This window comes from Rhodococcus sp. CX (assembly GCF_015865005.1).
Taxonomy (GTDB): Bacteria; Actinomycetota; Actinomycetes; order Mycobacteriales; family Mycobacteriaceae; genus Rhodococcus.
On record NZ_JADZGH010000222.1, the window covers coordinates 1,857 to 8,253 of the forward strand.

The window sequence follows — 6,397 nt, forward strand, 5'->3', positions numbered from 1 at the left end:
ACGACGAGGCGAAGGCACCCTGGTTCGATCGCGCCTACCACCGGGCGTGGGAGTGGGCCGAGGCCACCGGCTGGACCGCGTAGGACCCGGGGCGGCAGTCGGGGTCACCGCCAGGTGAGCGGCATCCCGCGCGAGGCGAGCCAGGCGTCGAGGTCGTAGCCGTGCGCGGCGATGCCGTCCACCGCGGCGAGCGCGATGTGCACGGCGCGCTCGGCGTCCTCGGGCTCGAGCAGGCCCGCCGCGACCCCGGCGAACAACTCGTCGACGTCCTCGACGGTGGTGCCCCGGCCCGTCCGCACCACCAGGTCCAGATAGTGATCGCGGGAATGCCACACCGATCCCTCGGCCCAGAAATCGCCCACGTCGATGTACCGGTCCTGGTCGCGTTCGGACCCAGGGCGGAAGTGGAAGATCGACACGCGCAGCCCCGGCTCGGGCAGCAGCCACGATTCGAGATAGCCGAACTCCGGATGATCCGCCGGCCGTGCCATGTACAGGCCCCACGGTTCGACCCGATACTCGTCGACCGGACGCACGAAACCCTTCGGGTCGGTGTTGGTGCGGGCGTCGACATCGAACGTCTCGGTCTTCACGTGGTGCAGCTTCGCGGCGGACATGGGGAGAACGCTACCGCCCGTGCTCCGGATGTCCGGGTATCGAAACCCGACGGTGTCGGTGGCACCGCCTACCCTGGTCTGCATGGCGTTCGCAAGTGAGCATCCGGTCGTCGCGCACTCCGAGTTCCGGCCCGTCGGCGAGATCGAACGGACCGCGGCCCGGTTCGAGGTGGTCAGCGACCACCAGCCGGCAGGCGACCAGCCGGCCGCCATCGACGAACTCGAGCGGCGGCTGAAGGCGGGGGAGAAGGACGTGGTCCTGCTCGGCGCCACCGGCACCGGCAAGTCGGCGACCACCGCGTGGCTGATCGAACGGGTCCAGCGGCCCACCCTGGTGATGGCGCCGAACAAGACCCTCGCCGCGCAGCTCGCCAACGAACTGCGGGAAATGTTGCCGCACAACGCCGTCGAGTACTTCGTGTCGTACTACGACTACTACCAGCCCGAGGCGTACATCGCGCAGACCGACACCTACATCGAGAAGGACTCGTCGATCAACGACGACGTGGAACGACTGCGGCACTCCGCGACCTCGGCGCTGCTGTCCCGCCGGGACGTCGTGGTGGTCGCGTCGGTGTCCTGCATCTACGGCCTCGGTACCCCGCAGTCCTATCTGGACCGCTCGATCCAGCTCGAGGTCGGGGTCGAGGTGCCGCGCGACGCGCTCCTGCGACTGCTCGTCGACGTGCAGTACGACCGCAACGACCTCGCCTTCACCCGCGGCTCGTTCCGGGTCAAGGGCGACACCGTCGACATCATCCCCGCCTACGAGGAACTCGCGGTGCGCATCGAGTTCTTCGGCGACGAGATCGACGCGCTCTACTACCTGCACCCGCTCACCGGGGACGTCATCCGCAAGGTCGACTCCCTGCGGATCTTCCCGGCTACCCACTACGTGGCCGGTCCCGAACGGATGGAACGCGCGGTCCGCGACATCGAAGCCGAACTCGAGGAGCGCCTCGCCGATCTCGAGAACCGCGGCAAACTGCTCGAGGCGCAGCGGCTGCGGATGCGCACCCAGTACGACATCGAGATGATCCGGCAGGTCGGCTTCTGCTCGGGCATCGAGAACTACTCGCGGCACATCGACGGCCGCGCCGCCGGTTCCGCGCCCGCGACCCTCCTCGACTACTTCCCCGAGGACTTCCTGCTCGTCATCGACGAATCGCACGTCACCGTGCCGCAGATCGGGGCGATGTACGAGGGCGACATGTCGCGCAAACGCAACCTCGTCGAATTCGGGTTCCGGTTGCCGTCCGCCGTCGACAACCGGCCCCTGACCTGGGAAGAGTTCACCCAGCGCGTCGGCCAGACCGTCTATCTGTCCGCGACCCCGGGACCCTACGAGCTGGGGCAGGCCGGCGGCGAGTTCGTCGAGCAGGTCATCCGGCCCACGGGTCTGGTCGACCCGAAGGTGGTCGTCAAACCGACCAAGGGGCAGATCGACGACCTGGTCCACGAGATCCGGGAACGCGCCGACCGCGACGAACGTGTCCTCGTCACCACGCTGACGAAGAAGATGGCCGAGGACCTCACCGACTACCTGCTCGAGCTCGGCATCCGGGTCCGGTACCTGCACTCGGACATCGACACCCTGCGTCGCGTCGAACTGCTGCGCCAGCTGCGCCTCGGCGAGTACGACGTGCTCATCGGCATCAACCTGCTGCGCGAGGGTCTCGACCTGCCCGAGGTGTCGCTGGTGGCGATCCTCGACGCCGACAAGGAAGGCTTCCTGCGCAGCACCACCAGCCTCATTCAGACGATCGGCCGTGCCGCCCGCAACGTCTCCGGCGAGGTTCACATGTACGCCGACAAGGTCACCGATTCGATGGCGCGGGCCATCGAGGAGACCGAACGGCGCCGCGAGAAGCAGATCGCCTACAACGCCGAACACGGCATCGATCCGCAGCCGCTGCGCAAGAAGATCGCCGACATCCTCGACCAGGTGTACGAGGAGGCCGACGACTCCGTCGAGGTCGCGGGATCCGGGCGCAACGCCTCCCGGGGCCGGCGCGCCCAGGGCGAAGCCGGCCGCGCGGTCAGTTCCGGCGTGTACGAGGGCGAGAACGTGAAGGCCATGCCGCGCGCCGAACTCGCGGACCTGGTGCAGCAGCTCACCGACCAGATGATGCAGGCCGCCCGCGACCTGCAGTTCGAACTCGCCGCCCGGCTGCGCGACGAGATCGCGGATCTGAAGAAGGAACTCCGCGGGATGGACGCGGCCGGGCTCCAGTAGCGTTACCGCTCATGGATTCCCACGCCGCCGGCCGCGCCGCCCGCTCCCTCGAACTGCTGCACTCGTTCGTCTACTTCGCACCCGAGGTCGACGAGGCGCTCGGCGCCGTCGGACTCGCGTCCGGACGCGTCCGCTACTTCGCGTCCCGGTCCGCGGCGCTCGGCGCGGTCGGCGCCGGGGTCGTCACCGCCGTCTTCTACAACTTCAGTCCCCGGCTGGTGGCGTCCGTGATCCCGGCGGCCTGGCAGGACGCCGCCCCTCGGGACGTCGCGGCCGCCCGGGTCGCCGGTGTCGATGCCGCGCTGCGCCGACTGCTCGGCGCCGACGTGATCGCGTCGGCGGAGATGGCGGAGGCCGCGGAACTCGCCGCAACCGCGGCCCGGGCGATCCCCGGACCGGACGGTCGGCCGCTGTACGCCGCGCACGCGGACATGCCGTGGCCCGACGCCCCGCACCTGGTGCTGTGGCACGCCCTCACCCTGCTGCGCGAGTATCGCGGCGACGGCCACGTGGCGGCCCTGCAGACCGCGGGGCTCAACGGCCTCGAGGCGCTGATCACCCACACCGTCAGCGGGATCGGGTTCAGTGAGGAGTACGCGCGTCGCCGCCGCGGCTGGACCGAGGACGAATGGGCGGGTGCCGCATCCGAACTGCGCGCACGGGGACTGCTCGACCGGCGCGGTGAGCTGACCGGGGACGGCTTCGAGGTTCGCGAGCTCGTCGAAGACCTGACCGACGACCTCGCGGCGGCACCGTGGGCGGCGCTCGGCGAATCGGATGTCGAGCGGCTCCTCGACCTGGCGCTGCCGTGGCGCGACACGATCACCGACTCGGGGCTCTTCCCCGCCACGCTGTTCGGTCCACGTTACGGTGACGCGCGGTAACATCAACCGCTGTGAGTGGTTCCCGGCGCAGACCGCGGCAGGTGTGGCATCTGCCCCAAACACACCATCCGTACCGATCAGCCGGTTACTGTCGACGCAGTCGGGGGACTCTTATCAAGATCACCTCGACCGGAACCGATTACCCGTATCGATGGAGGATTGAATGAGCGCCTACCGGACCATTGTCGTCGGAACCGACGGATCCGAGTCGTCGTACCGGGCCGTGGAGAAGGCAGCCGCTCTCGCCGGGGACTCCGAAGCCCGCCTCGTCATCGCGTGCGCCTACTACCCAGCCGATCCCAAGGACACCGCCCACGCCGCCGACGTGCTCGGCGCCGACGCGTACCAGGTCACCGGATCCGCGCCGAGTAACGAGATCCTGCGCACCGCACGCGAGAAGGCCATCGTCGCCGGCGCCAAGAACGTCGTCGAACGCGCCGTCGTGGGAGCGCCCGTCGAGTCGCTGCTCGCCCTCGTCGAGGAACTCGAAGCCGACCTGATCGTCATCGGCAACCGCGGCCTGAACACCATCACCGGCCGTCTCCTCGGCTCGGTTCCCTCGGATGTCGCCCGCAAGTCGACTTCCGACGTCCTGATCGTCCACACCGTCCGCTGACCTGCGCTCCCGCCCGCTCCGGATCGTCCGGGGCGGGCGGTGGCACGCGTGCGGGTGGTCAGCAGTAGCTACCCACCGTGGTCTCCACGAACCGCCGTGCCGCGTCGTCGCCGGACAACGCCGTTCCGGACACCGAAGCCGCATACGTCGCGATCGGCCGGACCGTGTCGAGGATCCGCTCCTCGGGGACACCCGCCGCCACCTGATCGCACAACCCCCGCGCGACCGCCAGCACCGTCCCGTCCGTGAGCCCGGACGCCAGACCCGCCTCGCCCAGCGCTTCCTTCAGGCGCTCACCCCGCTCGTCGAGCAACGGCGGTGCGGTCGTGACCGACACGGACGACGAGGCTGCCACCGGTATCGACGATTCCGCGGCGCTGTCCGACGCGGTCGCCGACGAACACGCCACCGCACTCGCGGAGGCGGCGGCCATCAGCAGCATCGGGGCCAGCAGCACCCGGACACGGCGGGACGCGCCGCGCCGCGGCCCGTACCACCTCGCGTTGTCAACCACCGCGCCTCCTTACGCATCCCCCGCCGGTCCGCTCGCAACCTACCGTGCCGGGGTCGCGAAATGATCTCGAAACCTCGGCAGCGGATCCTGTGCGGGCGCGGCGATCAGCATTCGGCAGGTTCGTGCAGTCCGTCCAGCACCTCCGGCAGCGCCGACGTGTGCAGCACGCCCAGTCGCTGCGTCGCACGGGTCAGCGCGACGTAGAGGTCGTTGAGGCCGCGCGGCGACTCGTCGAGGATGTCGCACGGTTCGACGAGCAGCACCTCGTCGAACTCGAGGCCCTTGACGTCCCGGACCGTCGCCACCCGGACCGACGGCCCCTCGAGATGCGCCCACTCGGTCGCCAGCCGATGCGGCACGATCACCGCGGTCAGGCCCGGGCCGTCCTGCGCGGCGAGCGTCTGCTGCACCGCCTCCGCGAGATCGTCGGCGTCGACGTGCCGTGCCCACGGCGCGAAACCCGACTCGCGCACCGACCGCGGGGGCACCTGCTCGGGGTCGATTGCAGCGAGAACCGAGTGCGCCACCTGCATGATCTCCGCCGGGGTGCGGTAGTTGACGGTCAGCTCCGCCTTCCGCCACCGGTTCGCCACATACGGTTCGAGGATCCGCTGCCACGACGAACTGCCCGCCGGATCGCCGGTCTGTGCGGTGTCGCCGACCACGGTCATCCACCGATTCGGGATACGCCGCATCAGCATTCGCCAGGCCATCGCCGACAGCTCCTGCGCCTCGTCGACGATCACGTGACCGTAGGTCCAGGTGCGGTCCCCGGCGGCGCGCTCGGCGGTGGTCTCGTGCCGGCGCAGATCCTGCCGCTCGGCGAGCTGGGTGGCGTCGATCAGGTCGTAGGCCATCAGCAGCTCGGGGTCGAGGTCGTCCTCGAGATCCTGCGGTGCCGATCCGGTGAGAATGTCCAGCGCACCCTGGGCGTCGGCGATCTGCCGCCGCCACCGCCGCGCGGCCCGTTCCCGGTCCGCGGCATCGTCCACGCCGAGCAGCTCGGCCAGTTCGTCGAGCAGCGGCGCGTCTGCGGCACTGAACCGGCCACCCGAACGCGGCCGGTGCAGCAGCTCGATCTGTTCCGCGGTCAACGCCGGAGCCGCCGAGGAGAGCCGCTCCCGGGACGCGAGCAGATCCGTGAGGACCTGCTGCGGGGTGAGCTGCGGCCACAGCGCGTCGATCGCCGCGAGGATGTCCGGATCGGCACGCATCTCCGAGCGGATGTCGGCAATGTCGTCGCGGCTGAGCAGATTCCCGCCGTCGACCAGATTCGTGCCGATCAGCTCCGCGAGCTGGTCGGCGAGCGCCTCGATCACCGCCGAGACGAAGATCGGACGGGCAAGGTTGTGCGGACGCCGCGACGACCGGGCCCGGCCCCGCGCGCGGGTGACGGTCTTGCGGTCGAGCGTGATGCGGTACGAGTCGAACATCAGTGGCACCGGTTTCGTCGGTACCTCCTGCCGGTCCCGCACCGCCTTCTTGAGCACGTCGACCATGTCGAGCGAACCCTTGATCTGCCCGGTGGCC

7 protein-coding genes are annotated in these 6,397 nt (G+C 69.8%); 4 read left to right on the forward strand and 3 right to left on the reverse strand.

Features of this window, described 5'->3' with window-relative positions; translation table 11 throughout:
- Positions 1-104: 104 nt before the first annotated feature.
- The gene (locus I0Q12_RS24530; protein WP_197255594.1) at positions 105-617 is read right to left on the reverse strand and encodes a DUF402 domain-containing protein; all 513 of its coding nucleotides are present in this window, start codon (positions 615-617) and stop codon (positions 105-107) included.
- 82 nt (positions 618-699) lie between these two features.
- Here I0Q12_RS24530 and uvrB point away from each other — a divergent pair, with 82 nt between their 5' ends.
- The 3 genes from uvrB (at position 700) to I0Q12_RS24545 (ending at position 4,353) form a co-directional block, all read left to right on the forward strand.
- The gene (uvrB, locus tag I0Q12_RS24535) at positions 700-2,853 is read left to right on the forward strand and encodes an excinuclease ABC subunit UvrB (RefSeq protein WP_197255596.1); all 2,154 of its coding nucleotides are present in this window, start codon (positions 700-702) and stop codon (positions 2,851-2,853) included.
- A gap of 11 nt (positions 2,854-2,864) precedes the next feature.
- The gene (locus I0Q12_RS24540; RefSeq protein ID WP_197255597.1) at positions 2,865-3,737 is read left to right on the forward strand and encodes a hypothetical protein; all 873 of its coding nucleotides are present in this window, start codon (positions 2,865-2,867) and stop codon (positions 3,735-3,737) included.
- A gap of 163 nt (positions 3,738-3,900) precedes the next feature.
- Positions 3,901-4,353, forward strand: coding sequence for a universal stress protein (locus I0Q12_RS24545; protein WP_197255598.1), 453 nt, complete (start codon positions 3,901-3,903; stop codon positions 4,351-4,353).
- A gap of 58 nt (positions 4,354-4,411) precedes the next feature.
- Here I0Q12_RS24545 and I0Q12_RS24550 read toward each other — a convergent pair whose 3' ends face one another.
- The gene (locus tag I0Q12_RS24550; RefSeq protein ID WP_197255599.1) at positions 4,412-4,690 is read right to left on the reverse strand and encodes a DUF732 domain-containing protein; all 279 of its coding nucleotides are present in this window, start codon (positions 4,688-4,690) and stop codon (positions 4,412-4,414) included.
- Between I0Q12_RS24550 and I0Q12_RS24555 the strand changes: the two genes are divergently transcribed.
- Complete coding sequence (locus tag I0Q12_RS24555) at positions 4,680-4,931, forward strand: hypothetical protein (protein ID WP_197255600.1); 252 nt, start codon at positions 4,680-4,682, stop codon at positions 4,929-4,931. The two genes, I0Q12_RS24550 and I0Q12_RS24555, sit on opposite strands and share 11 nt — an antisense overlap.
- A gap of 40 nt (positions 4,932-4,971) precedes the next feature.
- Here I0Q12_RS24555 and I0Q12_RS33780 read toward each other — a convergent pair.
- A partial coding sequence (locus I0Q12_RS33780) for an ATP-binding domain-containing protein (protein ID WP_231611357.1) occupies positions 4,972-6,397 on the reverse strand: 1,426 nt, incomplete at its 5' end.

Excerpts from the sequence above, each read along its gene's own strand:
- uvrB (WP_197255596.1), top strand. The coding sequence starts at position 700 with ATGGCGTTCGCAAGTGAGCATCCGGTCGTCGCGCACTCCGAGTTCCGG.
- I0Q12_RS24530 (WP_197255594.1), bottom strand. The coding sequence starts at position 617 with ATGTCCGCCGCGAAGCTGCACCACGTGAAGACCGAGACGTTCGATGTC.
- I0Q12_RS24540 (WP_197255597.1), top strand. The coding sequence starts at position 2,865 with ATGGATTCCCACGCCGCCGGCCGCGCCGCCCGCTCCCTCGAACTGCTG.
- I0Q12_RS24545 (WP_197255598.1), top strand. The coding sequence starts at position 3,901 with ATGAGCGCCTACCGGACCATTGTCGTCGGAACCGACGGATCCGAGTCG.